The following is an 18,440-nucleotide window of genomic DNA, read 5'->3' on the forward strand; positions in this document are numbered from 1 at the left end:
TGTAATATAAGCAATCCTTTTTTTGCTAGGATTATTCCTATAATTTTTATTTTGTAATAATAATCACGTTGTATGTCAGGGTGTTGTTACTCTTTATCTATCGCACCAATCACTACCCACCACCCGCAAACCTGAGTTAACATGTGGGCCACATCACAAAACCTGTTAGCCGAGAGCTGTTAGCAGGGGTACCTTCAGACAGGAGTGACTAAATGTCCAAGCAACAAATCGGCGTTGTCGGCATGGCGGTAATGGGCCGCAATCTGGCACTGAACATCGAGAGCCGTGGCTACACCGTTTCCATCTTCAACCGTTCAGGCGATAAGACTGACGAAGTGATTGCTGAGAACCCAGGCAAAAACCTGGCGCCTTACTACAGCGTTGAAGAGTTTGTTGAATCGCTGGAAAAACCGCGCCGCATTTTGCTGATGGTAAAAGCGGGCGAAGCGACCGATAAGACCATTGCTTCCCTGACTCCGCACCTGGATAAAGGTGATATTCTGATCGATGGCGGCAACACCTACTATCAGGACACCATTCGTCGTAACCGTGAGCTGTCTGACCAGGGCTTCAACTTTATCGGCACCGGCGTTTCCGGTGGTGAAGAGGGCGCGCTGAAAGGGCCTTCCATCATGCCTGGCGGCCAGAAAGAAGCGTACGAGTTGGTTGCCCCTATCCTTGAGAAGATCGCCGCCGTGGCCGAAGGCGAGCCTTGCGTGGCCTACATCGGCGCAGACGGCGCCGGCCACTATGTGAAAATGGTGCACAACGGCATCGAATACGGCGATATGCAGTTGATTGCCGAAGCTTACTCGCTGCTGAAGCAGGCGCTGAACCTGAGCAACGAAGAGCTGGCGGACACCTTCGCCGAGTGGAACAAGGGCGAGCTGAACAGCTACCTGATCGACATCACCAAAGATATCTTCACCAAAAAAGATGAAGAAGGTAAATACCTGGTTGATGTGATCCTGGATGAAGCGGCAAACAAAGGCACCGGCAAGTGGACCAGCCAAAGTTCGCTGGATCTGGGCGAACCGCTGTCGCTGATCACCGAATCCGTCTTCGCACGCTACCTGTCCTCACTGAAAGACCAGCGCGTAGCCGCGTCTAAAGTGCTGACCGGTCCGCAGGTTGCGACCTTCAGCGGTGATAAGGCCGAGTTTATCGAGAAAGTGCGTCGCGCACTGTACCTGGGCAAAATTGTTTCCTACGCGCAGGGCTTCTCTCAGCTGAAAGCGGCATCCAAAGAGAACAACTGGGATCTGAACTACGGTGAAATCGCCAAGATCTTCCGTGCCGGCTGCATCATCCGCGCCCAGTTCCTGCAGAAAATCACCGATGCCTACGCGGAAAACGCCGATATCGCCAACCTGCTGCTGGCACCATACTTCAAGCAGATTGCCGACGATTATCAGCAGGCGCTGCGTGACGTGGTCTCTTATGCGGTGCAGAACGGCATTCCTACGCCAACCTTCTCCGCGGCTATCGCGTACTACGACAGCTACCGTTCTGCGGTACTGCCGGCGAACCTGATCCAGGCTCAGCGTGACTACTTCGGTGCGCATACTTACAAACGTATCGACAAAGAAGGCGTGTTCCATACCGAGTGGATGGAATAAGCGTCGTTCTTGCTGCCGGCGCATTGTGCGCCGGCTGAAAAAAAGCCGCAGCGGTTAACCCCCTGCGGCTTTTTCTTTATCTGGCCTGCGGCAGGCTTATTTCGCGTGACGCTCGCGCAGCCGGCCGATCACCGTGCTCAGATCCAACTGCTGGTCCTGCAGCAGCACCAGCAGGTGATAAATCAGATCCGACGCCTCGTTGGTCAGCTCCTCGCGGTCATTCACGGTTGCCGCCAGCGCGGTCTCCACGCCTTCTTCCCCCACTTTCTGCGCGATGCGCTTGGTGCCGCTGGCGTACAGGCTGGCGGTATATGAACTCTGCGGGTCGGCGTTCTTGCGCGCCGCCAGCAGCTGTTCCAGTTGGTACAGGAAGGTCCAGTCGCTGGCCGCCGGGTGGAAGCAGCTGCTGTTGCCCAGGTGGCAGGTCGGGCCGATAGGCTGCGCCAGAATCAGCAGCGTATCGTTATCGCAGTCCGGCGTGATGCTGACCACGTTGAGGAAATGCCCGGAGCTTTCCCCTTTGGTCCACAGGCGCTGTTTGGTGCGGGAGTAAAAGGTCACCTTGCCGCTGCTCTCGGTGGTGGCCAGCGCTTCCTGGTTCATATAGCCCAGCATCAGCACTTCGCCGGAAACGGCGTGCTGAACGATAACCGGCATCAGGTTATCGGTTTTTTCCCAGTCCAGCCGGGCTTTCTGTTGTTCGGTTAACACACGCGAATCTCCACGCCGTTATCGGCCAGGAACCGTTTCAGTTCGCCGATATTGATAATTTGTTTATGGAATACCGATGCCGCCAGCGCGCCGTCGACGTTGGCGTCGCGGAAGGCTTCCAGGAAGTGGGCCATGGTGCCGGCGCCGCCGGAGGCGATCAACGGCACGTTGCACAGCTCACGCACGCGGCGCAGCTGCTCCAGATCGTAACCGTTGCGTACGCCGTCCTGGTTCATCATGTTGAGCACGATCTCCCCGGCCCCCAGCTTCTGCACTTCCTGCACCCAGTCCAGCGTTTCCCACTGGGTGATGCGGGTGCGGCTTTCATCGCCGGTATACTGGTTGACGTGATATTTACCGCTGTTCTCGTCATACCAGGTGTCGATGCCGACGACGATGCACTGCACGCCAAAGCGATCGGCCAGCCGGCCGATCAGGCTCGGGTCCGCCAGCGCCGGCGAGTTGATGGAGATTTTGTCGGCGCCGAACGACAGGATCTGGCTGGCGTCATCGGCGCTTTTAATCCCGCCGGCGACGCAGAAGGGGATATCGATCACTTCCGCCACGCGCGATACCCAGCTCTTGTCCACCACGCGACCGTCGCTGGAGGCGGTGATATCATAGAATACCAGCTCGTCCGCGCCTTCCTCAGCATAGCGCTGCGCCAGCGGCACGATATCGCCGATGATTTCGTGGTTGCGGAACTGCACGCCTTTCACCACTTGCCCGTCTTTGACGTCCAGGCAGGGAATTATCCGTTTTGCCAGCATGCAATGGCCTCCTCAACGTTAAATTTACCTTCCAGCAGCGCCCGGCCGACGATCACGCCCTCCACGCCGCTGCCGCGCAGCGCCGCGATATCATCCAGCCCGCCGATGCCGCCGGAGGCCTGGAAGGCAACCTGCGGGTAGCGTTGGCTGATTTCCTGATACAGCGCCACGTTAGAGCCGGCCAGCGTGCCATCGCGGGAAATATCGGTGCACAGCACGTGCTTCAGGCCGTAGGGCAGAAACTGTTCAACCACCTGTTCCAGCGTGGCGTCAGAGTTCTCCTGCCAGCCGCTGATCGCCACCTGCTTGGCGCCGGCGTCGTCGATACGCACGTCCAGCGCCAGCACCAGCGCGTCCGCGCCGTAGCGTTCAAACCAGCTCTGCACCAGCGCAGGCTGTTTCACGGCGGTGGAGCCAATCACCACGCGGCTGGCGCCGGCTTCCAGCAGGGACGCCACGTCCTGTTCATGACGTACGCCGCCGCCGACCTGTACCGGCACCGACACGCCGGCTAACAGCTGACGCAGCAGCGGCAGCTGGCGGGCGCCCGGATCTTTCGCTCCGGTGAGATCCACCAGGTGCAGCACCTGCGCGCCCTGTTGCTGATAATCCTGCAGGCGCGGCAGCGGGTCGCTGCCGTAGTCGCGCTGCCGGCCGTAATCGCCCTGATGCAGGCGCACCACCTTGCCGTCGATCAAATCCAATGCGGGGATAATCATGCTGCCTACATCTCCAGAAAGTTTTTCATTAACTGCGCGCCGGCGGCACCAGAACGTTCTGGGTGAAACTGCACGCCGAAGAAGTTGTCTTTTTGTACGGCGGCGGTGAAGGGCGCGCCGTAGTTCGCCTGGGCGATGGTGTTTGGGCATATCGGCATCGCATAGCTGTGGACGAAGTAAAAATAGGCGCCGTCATCGATGCCGCGGAACAGGTGGCTGCCGGCCAGGGCGGAAACCTGGTTCCAGCCCATATGCGGCAGCGGCAGGCCGCCGGCGTCCATCTGCTTCACCTGCGCGTCGATCACCCCCAGCGTGGTGATACCGCCGTTCTCTTCGCTGCTGTCCGCCAGCAGCTGCATGCCCAGGCAAATGCCCAGCACCGGCTGGGTGCAGGCTTTGACCAGTTCAATCAGCTCGCGCTGCGCCAGCTGTTCCATCGCCGCCTTGGCGGTGCCGACGCCCGGCAGAAACAGCTTGTCGGCGCGCAGCACGATCTCCGGGTCGCGGCTGACCGCCGGCTGGTAACCCAGCCGCCTGACCGCATAGTTGACCGAAGAGAGGTTGGCGCAGCCGGTATCCAGAATGACCACGTTCATCACAGCACTCCTTTCGAGCTGGGCAGCGTATTGCCGTCCACGCGAATCGCCTGGCGCAGGGTGCGGCCAAAGGCTTTAAACAGGCTCTCGGCCCGGTGGTGATCGTTTTTGCCCTTGGTTTTCAGGTGCAGCGTGCAGCCCATGGTGTAAGAGAGTGAGCTGAAGAAGTGCTCGATCATCTCGGTGCTTAAATCGCCGACGCGCTGATAGTTGAACTCGGCCTTATACTCCAGGTGCGGCCGGCCGGAGATATCCATGGCGCAGCGCGCCAGACACTCGTCCATCGGCAGCATGAAGCCGAAGCGCGCGATGCCGCGCTTGTCGCCCAGCGCCTTGTGCAGCGCTTCGCCCAGCGCCAGCGCGGTATCCTCCACCGTGTGGTGATCGTCAATATACAGATCGCCGTTGACCTGAATATTCATGCGGAAGCCGCCGTGGGTGGCGATCTGATCGAGCATATGATCGAAGAAGCCGACGCCGGTTTTGATCTTGCTGTCGCCTTCGCGATCCAACCAGACGTCTACTTCGATCTGCGTCTCCTTGGTAACGCGGTTAACGTGCGCATGGCGATCGCGCTGGGTCAGCTGGCGGGTAATCGCCGGCCAGTCCAAGGCGCCGCGCTGGTACAGCAGCCCCTGAATGCCCATATTTTCCGCCAGCTGGATGTCGGTCTGGCGGTCGCCGATCACATAGCTGCGTTCGGCGTCGATCGCGCCCGGCTGCAGGTAGCGCGTCACCAGCGCGGTTTTTGGCTTGCGGCAGGCGCAGTTGTCCGCCGGCAGGTGCGGACAGATCAGCACCTCTTCAAAGCGGATCCCCTGCGAGCTGAGGATCTGCATCATCAGGTTGTGCGGCGGATCGAAGGTGTCCTGCGGGAAACTGGCGGTGCCGAGCCCGTCCTGATTGGTGATCATCACCAGGGTATAGCCGGCCGCCTGCAGCGCCAGCAGGGAAGGGATCACCGCCGGTTCCAGCGCCAGTTTATCCAGGCGGTCGACCTGGAAATCTTCAGGGGGTTCGGCGATCAGCGTGCCGTCGCGGTCAATAAACAGATATTTCTGGCTCACAGTGGCTCCTGGCGAGTCGTGGTGGTTCCGGGCAGCGGGCGGAGCGCGTCAATCACGCGCTGGCATTCATCACGGGTGCCTATGGTGATGCGCAGGCAGCCGGAAAGCCCGGGCTGTTTGTTTTGGTCTCGTAAGATAATGCCCTGATCCCACAAGCTTTTAAACACATTGCTGGCGGCGGTGAAGCGCACCAGCAAATAGTTGCTGTCGCTGGCGAACACCTGTTCGACGCAGGCGCACGTTTCCAGCGCCTGCTGCAGCCACAGGCGGTTGGCGGCAATCTCGCCGACGCGCTGGCGCATCAGGCGCAGGCCTTCGGCACTGAGCGCCTGGGCGGCGATATCCGCTACCGGGCTGGAGAGCGGGTAGGGGGCGATCACCTTCAGCAGCAGGGCGATCAGCTCCGGGTTCGCCAGCGTAAAGCCGCAGCGCAGGCCGGCCAGCGCAAAGGCTTTGGACAGGGTGCGCAGGATCGCCAGGTGCGGGTAGTCTGCCAGCCAGCCGGCCACGCTGGCCTGCGGGCAAAACTCGATATAGGCTTCGTCCACCGCCACAATGGCTTTGCCTTTGGCCATCTCCAGCAGCGCGCGCAGCGAATCCGGCTCCAGCAGGTTGCCGGTCGGGTTGTTCGGGCTGCAGACATAGATCAGTTTGACGTTGTCGAGGCTGGCGGCAATCGCCGGCAGGTCGAGCTGCCAGTCGGCTTTGCTCGGTACGGTGCGCCGCTCAACGCCGAAGGTTTCGGCGCTGACGCCGTACATGCCGTAGGTCGGCGGGCAGTATAAAATGGCGTCCTGGCCCGGTTCGCAGAAGGCGCGAATCAGCAGCTCGATGCCCTCATCCGCGCCGCGGCTGACCAGCACCTGCTCCGGGGAGACGCCGGCATACTCGGCGTAGCGGGCAATCACCTGCGCCGGCTGGCACTCCGGGTAACGGTTCAGGTTATCGGCCGCCGGCTGGAAGCTGGGCGCCAGCGGGTATTCGTTGGCGTTGAGCCAGACGTCGCCGCTGCCGCCAAGGCGACGCGCCGACTGGTAGGGTGTCAGGTCGCGCACGTTCTGGCGCGCCAGATTTTCAATGCTCATGCTTGCTCCTTCAGCGCGGCGACGCGCAGGGTCACGGCGTTTTTGTGGGCGATCAGCTGTTCGGCGGCGGCTAGCACCTCAATGGTGGCCGCCAGCCCCATAAAGCCCTGCGGCGACAGTTCCTGCACCGTCATGCGTTTTTGGAAATCCGCCAGCCCCAGGCTGGAGCAGGTGGCGGTATAGCCGTAGGTCGGCAGCACGTGGTTGGTGCCGGAGGCGTAATCTCCGGCGGACTCCGGCGACCAGTCGCCGAGGAACACCGAGCCGGCGCTGGTGATGTCGTCAACCAGATCGCGCGCGTTGCGCGTCTGAATAATCAGGTGCTCCGGGCCGTAACGGTTGCTGATACTGACGCATTCGGCCAGATCGCGCGCCACGATCAGGCGGCTGGCGGCCAGCGCCTGGCGGGCGGTTTCCGCTCGCGGCAGCGCCGCCAGCTGCTGTTCCACCGCCTCGGCCACCGCCTGTGCCATCGCGGCGTCCGGGGTCAGCAGAATCACCTGAGAATCCGGGCCGTGCTCCGCCTGCGACAGTAAATCGGAGGCGACGAACGCCGGCGTGGCGCCGGCATCGGCGATCACCAGCACTTCCGACGGGCCGGCCGGCATATCGATCGCCGCGCCGTCGAGACGCTGGCTGACCTGACGTTTGGCTTCGGTAACGAAGGCGTTGCCCGGCCCGAAGATTTTATCGACCCGCGGGACGGATTCGGTGCCGAACGCCATGGCGGCGATCGCCTGTGCGCCGCCGACCTGAAACACCTCCTGCACGCCGCACAGCTGCGCCGCATACAGGATCTCATCGGCAATCGGCGGCGGCGAGCACAGCACCACACGGCGGCAGCCGGCGATGCGCGCCGGGGTCGCCAGCATCAGCACGGTGGAGAATAGCGGCGCGGAGCCGCCGGGAATATACAGGCCGACCGAGTCAATCGGCCGCGTTACCTGCTGGCAGCGCACGCCCGGCTGGGTTTCTACGTCGACCGGCGGCAGCTGCTGCGCGTTGTGGAAAGTGGTCACGTTGCCGACGGCGACGGCCATCGCCTGCTTGATATCGTCACCGAGCCGGGCGACGGCGGCGTTAATCTGCGCCGGCGTTACCCGCAGGGCGTCAACCTCGACGCTGTCAAATTTGGCGCTGTACTCGCGCAGGGCGCGGTCGCCGTTGTTTTTCACATTGTCGAGAATGCCGCGCACCGTGGCGCTGATGCTGTCCGAGGCGGAAATCGCCGGGCGCATCAGCAGGGCGGCGCGCTGTTCGGCGCTGCAGTCGGCCCAGTTGACGGGGGTATTGAAGTCAGACATGGCGTTACTCCATCATCTTTTCGATCGGCAGTACCAGAATCGAGCTGGCGCCGAGCGCCTTCAGCTTCTCCATGGTTTCCCAGAACAGGGTCTCGCTGCTGACCATGTGCATCGCCACGCGGTTCTGCGCGCCGGCCAGCGGCAGAATGGTCGGGCGTTCGGCGCCCGGCAGCAGCGCGACGATCTCTTCCAGACGCTCGCTTGGCGCGTGCAGCATGATGTATTTGGATTCCCGCGCCTGAATCACGCCCTGAATACGGGTCATCAGGCGGTCGATCAGCTGCTGCTTGGCGGCCGGCATTTCGCCGTCGCGCTGGATCAGGCAGGCTTTGGAGCGGTAGATGACTTCGACTTCGCGCAGGCCGTTGGCCTCCAGCGTGGCGCCGGTTGACACCAGATCGCAGATGGCGTCCGCCAGGCCGGCGCGCGGCGCGACTTCCACCGAGCCGTTCAGCAGGCAGGATTTAAAGCTGACGCCCTGTTTGTCGAGATACTGCTTCAGCAGGTGAGGGTAGGAGGTGGCGATGCGGGCGTTCTGCAGGCTTTGCGGGCCGGTGTAGTCGGTATCGAGCGGGGCGGCCAGCGACAGGCGGCAACCGCCGAAGTCCAGGCGACGCAGGGTGAGGTAACGCGGGTCTTCCCCCTGCGCGCGGCGGGTCAGCAGCTCTTCTTCCAGCACGTTCTCGCCGATGATGCCCAGGTCGACCACGCCGTCCATCACCAGGCCGGGGATATCGTCATCGCGCACCCGCAGGATATCAATCGGCATATTTTCTGCGAAGGCGATCAGACGTTGCTGCTGCAGGTTGATTTTAATCCCGCAGCGCGCCAGCAGCTCCTGCGACTCGTCGCTCAGACGACCTGACTTCTGCATGGCGATGCGTAAGCGTGTTTTATCCAGCATGGTAACCTCTGTTTAATCTGTAATTTTATGAATTTGTTGTAAAAATATTTTCTCTGTCTGTCCGGGGGCAAAAAAAAACCCTCGGAAGAAATCTTCCGAGGGCTCTCTCTTACAATCTGCGCGCCGCTGGAAGATTTAAAAACCGTCTCCCAGCACTCATCGCCTGAAAGACTAGTCAGGATGATGGTGATGATGGTGGCTGAACTGAATGCGCGTCATGTGTAATCTCGTATCTGGGTCATGAATGACTGAATTGCTAATTAACCTAAACTATAGGTTATGGATCGCGCAACTCTTTTTTACGGTCATAAATTTAATTTATTGAAACAGGTTCAGTTATTAGCTATACGCCGGTTTACCTAACTCGACAGGGCGCCGATTGCCACGCCGTCGCGACTGGCGTAGCCTTGATAACCGGAGTGCGCCGTAATCTTCAGGAGAGGAAGAGATGAAAAAAGTCGCCATTGTTGGCCTGGGCTGGCTGGGTATGCCGCTGGCCCTGTCCCTGATAAGCCGCGGGTTTGAGGTGGTGGGCAGCAAAACCACCCCGGACGGCGTGGAGGCCGCGCGCATGAGCGGCGTTGAGTGCTACCCGCTGACGCTGACGCCGGAACTGGAGTGTGAAGCGGACGATCTGGACGCCTTGCTGCAGGTGGATGCGCTGGTGATTACGCTGCCGGCGCGTCGCACCGTCGAGGGCAGCGAAAACTATTTCAACGCGGTGCGGATGCTGGTGGACAGCGCGATGGCCTACGGCGTATCGCGGATTATTTTCACCAGTTCGACCTCGGTGTACGGCGAGGCCGCCGGCATGCTGAACGAGGATACGCCGATCAATCCGGTCAGCCCCTCGGGCCGGGTGCTGGCGGAGCTGGAGCGCTGGCTGCATGAGCTGCCCAATACCTCGGTGGATATTTTACGCCTGGCCGGGCTGGTGGGCGCCGAGCGTCATCCGGGGCGTTTTCTGGCCGGTAAGGTGGCGGTCAAAGGCGGCGGGCAGGGCGTCAATCTGCTGCATCAGGATGACGCGATCGCCGCGATTCAACTGCTGCTGACGCTGCCGACAGGCGGACACGTTTATAATCTGTGCGCGCCGCACCACCCGCTGAAACGCGAGTTTTACCCGCAGCTGGCGGCGCAGCTGCAGCTGACGCCGCCGCAGTTTGCGGCCGAGCCGGAACAGCCGGCGCGACTGGTGGACGGCAGCCGGATTTGCCGCGAGCTGGGGTTTGTCTATCAGCATCCGGATCCGGCGCGCATGCCGGTCAGCTGAGCGTGCCGCTTTGGCGCTGCAGGTCTTCCAGCAGCGCCGTCAACGCATCCTCCGCCGGCTGCGGCCGGGTCGCCAGGCTGAGCGTCGCCTGATAGCTCAGCGGCGGGCCGCCAAGCTGCCGCAGCTCCCCCCGTTCGACCCAGCGCGCGGCGTAGTGCGTGGGCAGATAACCGATATATTCACCGCTGAGGATCAGATGCACCACGCTCTCCATATGGAAGGCGACGGCGCCGAGATCGGTGGGCGCCAATGGACACAGCTGCTGCGCCAGCAGATAACCGCGCTGTATCCAGCGCGCATTCTCAATGTGCTCCCGGCCGGGGTTGGGCTGAGTAAATAGCGGATGATCGCTGCTGCAGTAAACCGCCTGGGTTTCCGCCAGCCAGGGGCGATAGGCCAACGCCGCCAGCTGCTGGCCAAAATAGCCGATGCCCAGATCCAGCTGACGGTTCAATAATCCCTGTTCAATTTCTCCCGGCGAGCAGATGCGGCAGTGAAGCTGTACGTCCTGCCGACGCTGCAGGAACTGTTTGAGCGCCTGACTGAAGGGGCTGCCGGGCAGCGACGCCAGGTTATCGACCAGCCCGATCTGCAGATCGCCGGTCAGCAGGCCGTTCAGCGACTGGCTGACTCGGGTAAAATCGCGCGCGGCGCTAAACAGCGTCCGGCAGGCGATCAGGATGCGTTCTCCTTTGGGGGTGAGCATAAACCCCGAACGGCCGCGCTGGCACAGGCGAAAACCCAGACGGGTTTCCAACGTGGAGAGGTGGGTGCTGATGGTTGACTGATTCATCTGCAGCGGCTCCTGGGCGGCGCTGACCCCCTGCGCCTGCGCCACTGCGACAAATACCCGCAACAGTTTGAGATCGATATCGCTAAGATTGGTCAGCATTGCTCCTCCGCCCGCCCCCCGGTTTAACCCTCAAATAACATCCTCACCAGCGCTGAAAGCCCCGCCCCCTGCGTCTTCTTATGTCACACAACGGAAATGAAAAGCAATAACGCATTATAAAACATCGGTTTTATCAATGCTTACATTGGCATCTGAGGATGGTAACCCATCGATGCGGCGGTTAGCGTGTGAATGTTACTTAAATGTTGCAATTACAGCGCTATTGCGAGGAGAAACTATGTTCAACCAACCTCAGGGCGGTAATGAGATGCCGCGTTTTGCCGGCACCCCGACCATGATGCGCCTGCCGGCCGCCGAGAGCGCGCAGGGACTGGATGCGGCGTTTGTCGGCGTACCGCTGGATATCGGCACCTCGAACCGCAGCGGCACGCGTTACGGGCCGCGGCAGATCCGCCAGGAATCGGTGATGATACGCCCGTATAACATGGCCACCGGCGCGGCGCCGTTCGAGCGGCTGCAGGTGGCCGATCTGGGCGATGTGGCCACCAATCCGTACAACCTGGCGGACAGCGTGCGGCGTATCGAACAGGCCTATGACGCCATCGTGCAGCATGGCTGCGTTCCGCTGACGCTGGGCGGCGACCATACGCTGACGCTGCCGATCCTGCGCGCGATGGCGCGTCGGCACGGGCCGGTGGGGCTGATTCATGTGGATGCGCATGCCGATACCAATGACAGTATGTTTGGCGAACAGCTGGCGCACGGCACGACGTTTCGCCGCGCCCACGAAGAGGGGCTGCTGGACGCGCGCCGGGTGGTGCAGATTGGCCTGCGCGGCAGCGGCTACGCGGCCGACGACTTCGACTGGTCGCGCCGACAGGGGTTCCGCGTGGTGCCGGCGCAGCAGTGCTGGCACCGTTCGCTGGAGGCGTTGATGGCGGAAGTGCGTGAGCAGATGGGCGACGGCGCGGTGTATCTCAGCTTTGATATCGACGGGCTGGATCCGGCGTTTGCGCCGGGCACCGGTACGCCGGAGGTGGGCGGGCTGTCGGTGTGGCAGGGGCTGGAAATTGTGCGCGGCTGCCGCGGACTATCGCTGGTGGGCGGCGATCTGGTGGAGGTCTCTCCGCCGTATGACGGTTCCGGCAATACCGCGCTGCTGGCGGCGAACTTGCTGTACGAGATGCTGTGCGTGCTGCCGGGGCAGTGAGTCGGCTACCGGAAACTCATATCCATTCTGATAAGACGAGGGGTCTATGAATCTCGATCTGTTGACCATCGCCATCTATTTTCTGGTTATCGGCGCGGTGGGCTGGCTGGGCATCCGCAAAGCCGCCACCAAAGAGGATTATCTGGTGGCTGGACGTAATCTGGGGCCGGGGCTGTATCTCGGCACTCTGTCCGCGGTAGTGCTGGGCGGCGCGTCCACCATCGGCAGCGTCAAGCTGGGGTACAGCTACGGCATTTCCGGCGTCTGGCTCTGCGCGTCACTGGGGGCGGGCATTGTAGTGCTGAGCACTCTGTTGGCCAAACCGTTGCTGCAGCTGAAAGTGTATACCGTCAGTCAGGTGTTCGCTCGGCGTTATCACCCGGCGGCGCGGGTGACCAGCGCGGTGATTATGCTGGCCTACGATCTGATGGTGGCGGTCACCTCGGCGATCGCCATCGGCAGCGTGATGCAGGTGATGTTCGGCCTATCGCTGGTGACGGCGATTCTGCTGGGCGGCGGCGTGGTGGTGCTGTATTCCACGCTGGGCGGCATGTGGTCGCTGACGCTGACCGATATTATCCAGTTTATCATTATGACCGTCGGCATGATGCTGGTGCTGCTGCCGATGAGCATCGGCAAAGCCGGCGGCTGGCAGGCATTCAGCCAGCGCCTGCCGGACAGCTATTACCAGCTGTCGTCGATCGGCGGCGATACCATCATTCTGTTCTTTATGATCTATTTCTTCGGCATCTTAATCGGGCAGGATATCTGGCAGCGGGTGTTTACCGCCCGCAGCCCGACGGTGGCGCGTTACGCCGGCCTGGGGGCGGGGATTTACTGCGTGCTGTACGGCGTGTGCGGCGCGCTGATCGGCATGGCGGGAAAAATCGTGCTGCCGTCGCTGACGAACGCCGACGGCGCGTTTGCCGCCATCACGCAGGCGGTGCTGCCGGCCGGAGTCAGCGGGCTGGTGGCCGCCGCCGCGCTGGCGGCGCTGATGTCCACCGCCAGCGCCTGCCTGTTGGCGTCCGCCACCATTACGCTGGAGGACGTTTTGCCGGTGATTCGGCGGCGGCCGGCATCCGGCTTGCGCAGCGGACGCTGGATCACGCTGCTGATGGGCGTACTGATGCTGGGGCTGGCGCTACTGGTACACGACGTGCTGGCGGCGCTGACGCTGGCCTATAACCTGCTGGTGGGCGGTATGCTGGTGCCGCTGGTGGGCGCGGTGTTCTGGCCGCGGGCCACCAGCACCGGCGCGATAGCCAGCATGCTGGCGGGCAGCCTGACGGCGATCGGCTTTATGTGTTATCAGGGGATCCAGGCGAACAGCCCGATTTACGGCGGTCTGATCGCCGGCGCGCTGGCGTTTGTGATCGGCAGCCTGGCGACGCGGCCGCAGACGGCAGCGCCGCAGGCGCTCTGGTCCAAGTAAACGGCGATACGGCGCGGGGTTCGTCGCGCCGTATGGTCACACTCAGACGCGGCTGCCCCACAGGTCATATTCATCGGCGTGGTCGATTCTCACTTTCACGATATCCCCCACGTTGACGCCGGTGTCGCCGTTCAGGTACACCGCGCCGTCGATCTCCGGCGCGTCGGCCATACTGCGGCCGGTCGCGCCTTCCGCGTCGACGTCGTCGATCAGCACCAGCAGTTCACGGCCCACTTTTTCCTGCAGGCGCTGTGCCGAGATCTGCTGCTGCAGCTGCATAAAGCGGTGGTAGCGCGCCTCTTTGACCTCTTCCGGCACCGGGTCCGCCAGTTCGTTGGCCGCGGCGCCTTCCACCGGGCTGTATTTAAAGCAGCCGACGCGGTCCAACTGGGCCAGCTGCAGGAAGTCGAGCAGCAGCTGGAAATCCTCCTCGGTTTCCCCCGGGAAGCCGACGATAAAGGTCGAGCGCAGCGTCAGTTCCGGGCAGATCTCTCGCCAGCGTTTGATGCGCTCCAGCGTGCGTTCGACCGCGCCCGGGCGCTTCATCAGTTTGAGGATCTTCGGACTGGCGTGCTGCAGGGGAATATCCAGATACGGCAAAATCTTGCCGGCGGCCATCAGCGGGATCACCTCATCCACGTGCGGGTACGGGTAGACATAGTGCAGACGCACCCAGACGCCGAGGCCGGCCAGCTGTTCGCACAGGCTGACCATGCTGGTTTTCACCGGCTGGCCGTTCCAGAAGCCGGTGCGCTGTTTCACGTCTGCGCCGTAGGCGGAGGTGTCCTGGGAGATCACCAGCAGCTCTTTGACGCCGGCGTCTACCAGACGTTTGGCTTCATCCAGCACCGAGCCGATAGGGCGGCTGTCGAGGTCGCCGCGCATCGACGGAATGATGCAGAAGGTGCAGCGGTGGTTGCAGCCTTCGGAGATTTTCAGGTAGGCGTAGTGTTTCGGCGTCAGTTTGACGCCCTGCGCCGGTATCAGGCTGGTGAACGGGTTATGCGGCGGCTTCGGCACATAGTGATGAACGTGCGACAAAACCTGCTCGTAGCTGTGCGGCCCGGTAATTTCCAGCACCTTGGGGTGCACTTCGCGGATTTGGTCTTCTTTGGCGCCGAGGCAGCCGGTGACGATCACCTTGCCGTTCTCATGCAGCGCTTCGCCGATCGCCTCCAGTGACTCTTGCACCGCGCTGTCGATAAAGCCGCAGGTATTGACGATCACCAGCTCGGCGTCATCGTAACGCGGCACCACCTGATAGCCTTCGTTACGCAGTTCAGTGAGGATCCGTTCCGAATCCACCAGGTTTTTAGGGCAACCTAATGATAAAAATCCAATTTTAGCCATGTCTTCCACACTATACCATTGCTCGGAATAGGGGGATTATACAATGGCCGCAGCGGGACAGCCATCTCCGCTGACGGCTGCCGGCGTCGCTAACCGCGGCCGTAGATCGGGTCGCAGAACGGCTTGCGGGCGCCGAGCCTGGCGGACAATCTGGCTGCCGTATCGCGCATCAGTTCGCCAAGACCGCTCTCTTTTTTATCCAGCGTCAGCCTGGAGGATGGCCCGGTCAGGGCTAATGCCGCAGCCAGCTTTTCTCCCTCGGCGAACACCGGAACCGCAAAGGCGGAAATGTGCGGGTCCCTGGCGCCGGAGGTATAGAGCGGCACCGTCGGCGGGGCGTCAAACAGCGGCTCATTCATTCCCCAGTAGCGCAGCACCTGGCTGATGGCGGAGTCATCAAGGGGAAAGATGGAGCCGGGCAGGCGGGAATGGCGCAATCCGTCAGAAGCTTCGGCGCGGAACAGGCAAAGGCGCTTGCCTTCGTCCAGTACATACCAGCTGGCGCTTTCATTGGTGGCGGACGCCAGCGCCTGCAGCTCCGGCTGGACAATGCTGGCCAGATGGAACGACTGCTCATAAAGTTTGCCCAGATACAGCAGTCTGGGGCCAAGCGTATAGATGCCGCTTTCCCGTCGCACGATATAGCCCATGCGCTCCAAAGAGTTCATCAGCCGGTACACCGTGGTTTTATGGTAGCCGGAAAGTTGCGATAACTCGGTGAGTGACAGGTTCTCTTCCCCTGGTTTGAAGCAATCCAGTAAGGCCAGCGCTTTCTCCACCGCATGAACGCCTTCATTTCCCATTTCTTTCTTCTCCTGAGTTTCTGTCGGCACTGAGTGTACCTGAAAACTGTGAGTAACATCGTGTTTACATCATAAACAGCCCCGTAACACTGGCGTGATTCAGCGTTTCATCGATATAGTTGTTTTGTTCTGTACAACGTAGTTTTACTGTGTAAAACAAATCACGCAATGAGAGGTCCTATGTCTGCTTCTGAACAACCGATGATTAACCGTCATTTTGACCGTGTCTGCGCCGATTATGTCAGACAGGCGGCAGAATTTCAGGCGGCAATTCTTGCCGATGTCGCAGGACGCCGGGGGACGCTGCATGGCCGGGTCAAACCGCTGGCGGCAGGCATGAAAGTCGCCGGCCCGGCGATTACGGTGGAAGTGCGGCCCGGCGATAACCTGGCGATCCATGCCGCACTGGCGGTCGCCCAGCCCGGCGATGTGATCGTAGTAGACGGCAAGGGCGATCTCAGCTGCGCGCTGCTGGGGGAGATCATGTCAACCCAGGCAGAGGCCGCCGGCATTGCCGGCATCATCATTGATGGCGCGGTACGCGACGCCGATGCCCTGATCGCCAAAGGCTACCCGGTGTTTTCATCCGGGCTGAACCCTTGCGGACCGACCAAGTCCATTCCGGGACGCGTCAATTACCCGGTTTCCGTGGCGGGCGCCGCCGTTGCGCCCGGCGATTTGGTGGTCGGCGATGCCGACGGCGTGGTGGTTATTCCGCGCGCCGAGGTTACGTTGATCCTGGCGCTGGCGGCGAAAAAGCTGGCGACGGAAACCCGCCGTATCGCGGCGATTCACGGCGGGGATTTACGCCCGGCCTGGCTTGACGGCGCGCTGCGTTCTGCTGGCATGCTGACGGACGGGGAGGCGCTGCAATGAGCAATAACGCGGTGATTTTAGTGACCGGCGCCGATCTGGCCGCCGAGGCGATGGCGCTGCTGGACGATTATCAGGTGGTATTTGCCGGTGGGAAGCCGTCGGAAGAGGATCTGGTGGCGCTGTGTCAGCGTCATAATCCGGTTGGCATCATTGTGCGCTATGGCCGCATCAACGCGCGCATTATGGATGCCGCGCCGGGGCTGAAAGTGATTTCCAAGCACGGCAGCGGGATCGACATTATCGATCAAGCGGCCGCCGCCGCGCGGCAGATTGAGGTGAAGTCCGCGCCGGGCGCCAATGCCGCCGCGGTGGCCGAGCACACCTGGGCGATGATTCTCGCCTGCGCCAAATCGGTGCTGCCGCTGGATAGTCGCCTGCGTCAGGGGCACTGGGATAAAGCCCGGCACAAATCGCTGGAGCTGGAAGGCCGTACGCTGGGCCTGGTGGGGCTGGGCGCCATCGGCCGTCGCGTTGCCGATGTCGGCCAGGCGTTTGGCATGCGCGTACTGGCTTACGATCCCTATGCCGGCGCTTTTCCTGCCGGCTGTCAGCCCGTTGATGATGTGCAGCAGCTGTATGCGCGTTCTGACGTGGTTTCTCTGCACTGTCCGCTGACCGAGCAGAACGCCAGAATGATTAACGACGAGGCCCTGTCCTGTTTTAAAAAGGGGGCGATTCTGGTGAACACCGCCCGCGGCGGCCTGATTGATGATGACGCGCTGCTGCGGGCGCTGGATAACGGCACCCTCCGCTGGGCCGGGCTGGACAGTTTTACCGTGGAGCCGCTGAGCGCGCCGCACCCCTGGCAGCACATCGACAACGTGATTATTTCCCCGCATATCGGCGGCGTCAGCGATCATTCCTATATCAAAATGGGGGTGACCGCCGCGGAAAATGTGCTGAAAGTGGTGGAGAAACAGGACGTCGTATCATGACGTGGCTGACTTCGCCGGAGACGCGGCAGATGGCGCTATTTTCCCGTTTGCCCGACCATTTCCGCCGCCCTGACGCGCACAATGCCTGGGCCGCCGCCAATCGCGGCGGGCAGCTGACGGACTCCTTCCTTGAGGGGCCGGTCTGGCACCCTGACGGCTACCTGTTGGTGAGCGATATCCCTTACGGCCGGATTTTCCGGGTTGATATGTCGGGCGACTGGGAGCTGCTGGTGCAGTACGACGGGGAACCCAACGGCATGAAGCTGACCGATCCCGACACGCTGATTATTACCGATTATCGGCACGGGCTGATGAAGCTGTCGCTGCAGGAAAGGCGTATCGCCCCCTGGCTGTCGAGGCGCAACAGCGAAAGCTTCCGCGGTGTGAACGACCTGACGCCGGACTCTCAGGGCAACCTCTATTTTACCGATCAGGGTCAAACCGGCCTGCACGATCCCACCGGCCGGGTGTACCGGCTGGGCCAGGACGGTCGTCTGGATCTGCTGCTGGATAACTGCCCCAGTCCAAACGGGCTGGTGCTCTCGCCGGACGAAAAGGTGCTGTACGTGGCGATGACGCGCGGCAACTGCGTCTGGCGGGTGCCGCTGCAGCCTGATGGTTCGGTGAGTAAAGTCGGGCAGTTTTTCACCTCTTTCGGCCCCAGCGGGCCGGACGGATTGACGGTCAATCAGCACGGCGAGCTGCTGATCGCCAACCCGGGGCTGGGCCGCGTCTGGCTGCTTAATGAGCTTGCTGAACCGATAGAAATTTTGCTCAGCCCGGCCGGGCGTTCAACCACCAATTTGTGTTTTGGCGGAGAAGGCTTCAGGCAGCTGTTTGTCACCGAGTCCGTCAGCGGCGCCATTTTGACCTGTCCGATGCGCACCCCGGGCCGCCAACTGCCGTCGCTGTCGACCGCTTTTCTCTGAA

19 protein-coding genes and 1 other annotated feature are annotated in these 18,440 nt (G+C 61.7%); of the genes, 7 read left to right on the forward strand and 12 right to left on the reverse strand.

Annotation, left to right across the window (positions count from 1 at the left end; all coding sequences use genetic code 11):
• Positions 1–212: 212 nt before the first annotated feature.
• Positions 213–1,619 (forward strand): NADP-dependent phosphogluconate dehydrogenase, encoded by a 1,407-nt coding sequence (gene gndA / locus I6G83_RS14615; RefSeq protein WP_015671668.1) that lies wholly within the window; start codon positions 213–215, stop codon positions 1,617–1,619.
• A 96-nt stretch (positions 1,620–1,715) separates the two neighbouring features.
• On the opposite strand, the gene hisIE is transcribed toward gndA, so the two are convergent.
• The 9 genes from hisIE to hisL form a co-directional block, all read right to left on the reverse strand.
• Entirely contained in the window at positions 1,716–2,330 is a 615-nt protein-coding gene (gene hisIE / locus I6G83_RS14620) for a bifunctional phosphoribosyl-AMP cyclohydrolase/phosphoribosyl-ATP diphosphatase HisIE (protein WP_054304880.1), read from the reverse strand.
• A complete protein-coding gene (gene hisF, locus I6G83_RS14625; RefSeq protein WP_015671670.1) occupies positions 2,324–3,100 on the reverse strand; it encodes an imidazole glycerol phosphate synthase subunit HisF in 777 nt (258 codons plus the stop codon). Before hisF ends, hisIE begins: the two co-directional genes overlap by 7 nt.
• Positions 3,082–3,819 carry a 1-(5-phosphoribosyl)-5-[(5-phosphoribosylamino)methylideneamino]imidazole-4-carboxamide isomerase gene (gene hisA, locus I6G83_RS14630; protein ID WP_054304879.1) on the reverse strand — a complete coding sequence of 246 codons (738 nt, stop codon included), beginning with the start codon at positions 3,817–3,819 and terminating at the stop codon, positions 3,082–3,084. The genes hisF and hisA overlap by 19 nt, the downstream gene beginning before the upstream one ends.
• 5 nt (positions 3,820–3,824) lie before the next feature.
• Positions 3,825–4,415: an imidazole glycerol phosphate synthase subunit HisH gene (hisH, locus tag I6G83_RS14635; protein WP_054304878.1), complete on the reverse strand. Its 591-nt coding sequence runs from the start codon at positions 4,413–4,415 to the stop codon at positions 3,825–3,827.
• Positions 4,415–5,482, reverse strand: a complete 1,068-nt coding sequence (hisB, locus tag I6G83_RS14640; protein WP_054304877.1) for a bifunctional histidinol-phosphatase/imidazoleglycerol-phosphate dehydratase HisB — start codon at positions 5,480–5,482, stop codon at positions 4,415–4,417. Before hisB ends, hisH begins: the two co-directional genes overlap by 1 nt.
• A complete protein-coding gene (gene hisC / locus I6G83_RS14645; protein ID WP_054304876.1) occupies positions 5,479–6,567 on the reverse strand; it encodes a histidinol-phosphate transaminase in 1,089 nt (362 codons plus the stop codon). The genes hisB and hisC overlap by 4 nt, the downstream gene beginning before the upstream one ends.
• A complete protein-coding gene (gene hisD, locus I6G83_RS14650; RefSeq protein WP_054304875.1) occupies positions 6,564–7,871 on the reverse strand; it encodes a histidinol dehydrogenase in 1,308 nt (435 codons plus the stop codon). The genes hisC and hisD overlap by 4 nt, the downstream gene beginning before the upstream one ends.
• 4 nt (positions 7,872–7,875) lie before the next feature.
• Positions 7,876–8,775: an ATP phosphoribosyltransferase gene (gene hisG, locus I6G83_RS14655; RefSeq protein WP_015671676.1), complete on the reverse strand. Its 900-nt coding sequence runs from the start codon at positions 8,773–8,775 to the stop codon at positions 7,876–7,878.
• Between the two features lie 69 nt (positions 8,776–8,844).
• Positions 8,845–8,971, reverse strand: a sequence feature (His leader region).
• Positions 8,947–8,994: a his operon leader peptide gene (gene hisL / locus I6G83_RS14660; protein ID WP_101495319.1), complete on the reverse strand. Its 48-nt coding sequence runs from the start codon at positions 8,992–8,994 to the stop codon at positions 8,947–8,949. It overlaps the preceding feature by 25 nt.
• Positions 8,995–9,223: 229 nt before the next feature.
• Here hisL and I6G83_RS14665 point away from each other — a divergent pair, with 229 nt between their 5' ends.
• Entirely contained in the window at positions 9,224–10,048 is an 825-nt protein-coding gene (locus I6G83_RS14665; RefSeq protein WP_054304874.1) for an SDR family oxidoreductase, read from the forward strand.
• Here the strand turns inward: I6G83_RS14665 and I6G83_RS14670 are convergent.
• A complete protein-coding gene (locus I6G83_RS14670) occupies positions 10,041–10,940 on the reverse strand; it encodes a LysR family transcriptional regulator (protein ID WP_054304873.1) in 900 nt (299 codons plus the stop codon). The genes I6G83_RS14665 and I6G83_RS14670 overlap by 8 nt on opposite strands.
• Before the next feature lie 238 nt (positions 10,941–11,178).
• Here I6G83_RS14670 and speB point away from each other — a divergent pair, with 238 nt between their 5' ends.
• On the forward strand, positions 11,179–12,111 hold the full coding sequence (gene speB / locus I6G83_RS14675; protein WP_054304872.1) for an agmatinase: 933 nt from the start codon (positions 11,179–11,181) through the stop codon (positions 12,109–12,111).
• Between the two features lie 46 nt (positions 12,112–12,157).
• Positions 12,158–13,546: a sodium:solute symporter gene (locus I6G83_RS14680; RefSeq protein WP_054304871.1), complete on the forward strand. Its 1,389-nt coding sequence runs from the start codon at positions 12,158–12,160 to the stop codon at positions 13,544–13,546.
• 42 nt (positions 13,547–13,588) lie between these two features.
• Here I6G83_RS14680 and rimO read toward each other — a convergent pair whose 3' ends face one another.
• Together rimO and I6G83_RS14690 are read right to left on the reverse strand one after the other, a co-directional pair.
• Positions 13,589–14,896: a 30S ribosomal protein S12 methylthiotransferase RimO gene (gene rimO / locus I6G83_RS14685; RefSeq protein ID WP_099050043.1), complete on the reverse strand. Its 1,308-nt coding sequence runs from the start codon at positions 14,894–14,896 to the stop codon at positions 13,589–13,591.
• An 89-nt stretch (positions 14,897–14,985) separates the two neighbouring features.
• On the reverse strand, positions 14,986–15,699 hold the full coding sequence (locus I6G83_RS14690; RefSeq protein ID WP_054304869.1) for an IclR family transcriptional regulator: 714 nt from the start codon (positions 15,697–15,699) through the stop codon (positions 14,986–14,988).
• A gap of 180 nt (positions 15,700–15,879) precedes the next feature.
• On the opposite strand from I6G83_RS14690, the gene I6G83_RS14695 reads away from it, so the two are divergent.
• Genes I6G83_RS14695 through I6G83_RS14705 form a run of 3 tightly spaced genes read left to right on the forward strand, consistent with a single transcriptional unit; the run spans position 15,880 to position 18,439 of the window.
• Positions 15,880–16,575 (forward strand): RraA family protein, encoded by a 696-nt coding sequence (locus tag I6G83_RS14695; RefSeq protein WP_054304868.1) that lies wholly within the window; start codon positions 15,880–15,882, stop codon positions 16,573–16,575.
• A complete protein-coding gene (locus I6G83_RS14700; protein ID WP_054304867.1) occupies positions 16,572–17,510 on the forward strand; it encodes an NAD(P)-dependent oxidoreductase in 939 nt (312 codons plus the stop codon). Before I6G83_RS14695 ends, I6G83_RS14700 begins: the two co-directional genes overlap by 4 nt.
• Complete coding sequence (locus I6G83_RS14705; protein WP_054304866.1) at positions 17,507–18,439, forward strand: SMP-30/gluconolactonase/LRE family protein; 933 nt, start codon at positions 17,507–17,509, stop codon at positions 18,437–18,439. Before I6G83_RS14700 ends, I6G83_RS14705 begins: the two co-directional genes overlap by 4 nt.
• Position 18,440 lies beyond the last annotated feature (1 nt).

The organism is Serratia rubidaea, assembly GCF_016026735.1.
In the GTDB taxonomy this organism is placed as follows: Bacteria; Pseudomonadota; Gammaproteobacteria; order Enterobacterales; family Enterobacteriaceae; genus Serratia_B; species Serratia_B rubidaea.

Bases quoted from the DNA above. Each gene is read 5' to 3' on its own strand.
- gndA (WP_015671668.1), top strand. From the start codon at position 213: ATGTCCAAGCAACAAATCGGCGTTGTCGGCATGGCGGTAATGGGCCGC.
- hisF (WP_015671670.1), bottom strand. From the start codon at position 3,100: ATGCTGGCAAAACGGATAATTCCCTGCCTGGACGTCAAAGACGGGCAA.
- hisA (WP_054304879.1), bottom strand. From the start codon at position 3,819: ATGATTATCCCCGCATTGGATTTGATCGACGGCAAGGTGGTGCGCCTG.
- hisH (WP_054304878.1), bottom strand. From the start codon at position 4,415: ATGAACGTGGTCATTCTGGATACCGGCTGCGCCAACCTCTCTTCGGTC.
- hisC (WP_054304876.1), bottom strand. From the start codon at position 6,567: ATGAGCATTGAAAATCTGGCGCGCCAGAACGTGCGCGACCTGACACCC.
- hisD (WP_054304875.1), bottom strand. From the start codon at position 7,871: ATGTCTGACTTCAATACCCCCGTCAACTGGGCCGACTGCAGCGCCGAA.
- hisG (WP_015671676.1), bottom strand. From the start codon at position 8,775: ATGCTGGATAAAACACGCTTACGCATCGCCATGCAGAAGTCAGGTCGT.
- I6G83_RS14665 (WP_054304874.1), top strand. From the start codon at position 9,224: ATGAAAAAAGTCGCCATTGTTGGCCTGGGCTGGCTGGGTATGCCGCTG.
- I6G83_RS14670 (WP_054304873.1), bottom strand. From the start codon at position 10,940: ATGCTGACCAATCTTAGCGATATCGATCTCAAACTGTTGCGGGTATTT.
- speB (WP_054304872.1), top strand. From the start codon at position 11,179: ATGTTCAACCAACCTCAGGGCGGTAATGAGATGCCGCGTTTTGCCGGC.
- I6G83_RS14680 (WP_054304871.1), top strand. From the start codon at position 12,158: ATGAATCTCGATCTGTTGACCATCGCCATCTATTTTCTGGTTATCGGC.
- rimO (WP_099050043.1), bottom strand. From the start codon at position 14,896: ATGGCTAAAATTGGATTTTTATCATTAGGTTGCCCTAAAAACCTGGTG.
- I6G83_RS14690 (WP_054304869.1), bottom strand. From the start codon at position 15,699: ATGGGAAATGAAGGCGTTCATGCGGTGGAGAAAGCGCTGGCCTTACTG.
- I6G83_RS14695 (WP_054304868.1), top strand. From the start codon at position 15,880: ATGTCTGCTTCTGAACAACCGATGATTAACCGTCATTTTGACCGTGTC.
- I6G83_RS14700 (WP_054304867.1), top strand. From the start codon at position 16,572: ATGAGCAATAACGCGGTGATTTTAGTGACCGGCGCCGATCTGGCCGCC.
- I6G83_RS14705 (WP_054304866.1), top strand. From the start codon at position 17,507: ATGACGTGGCTGACTTCGCCGGAGACGCGGCAGATGGCGCTATTTTCC.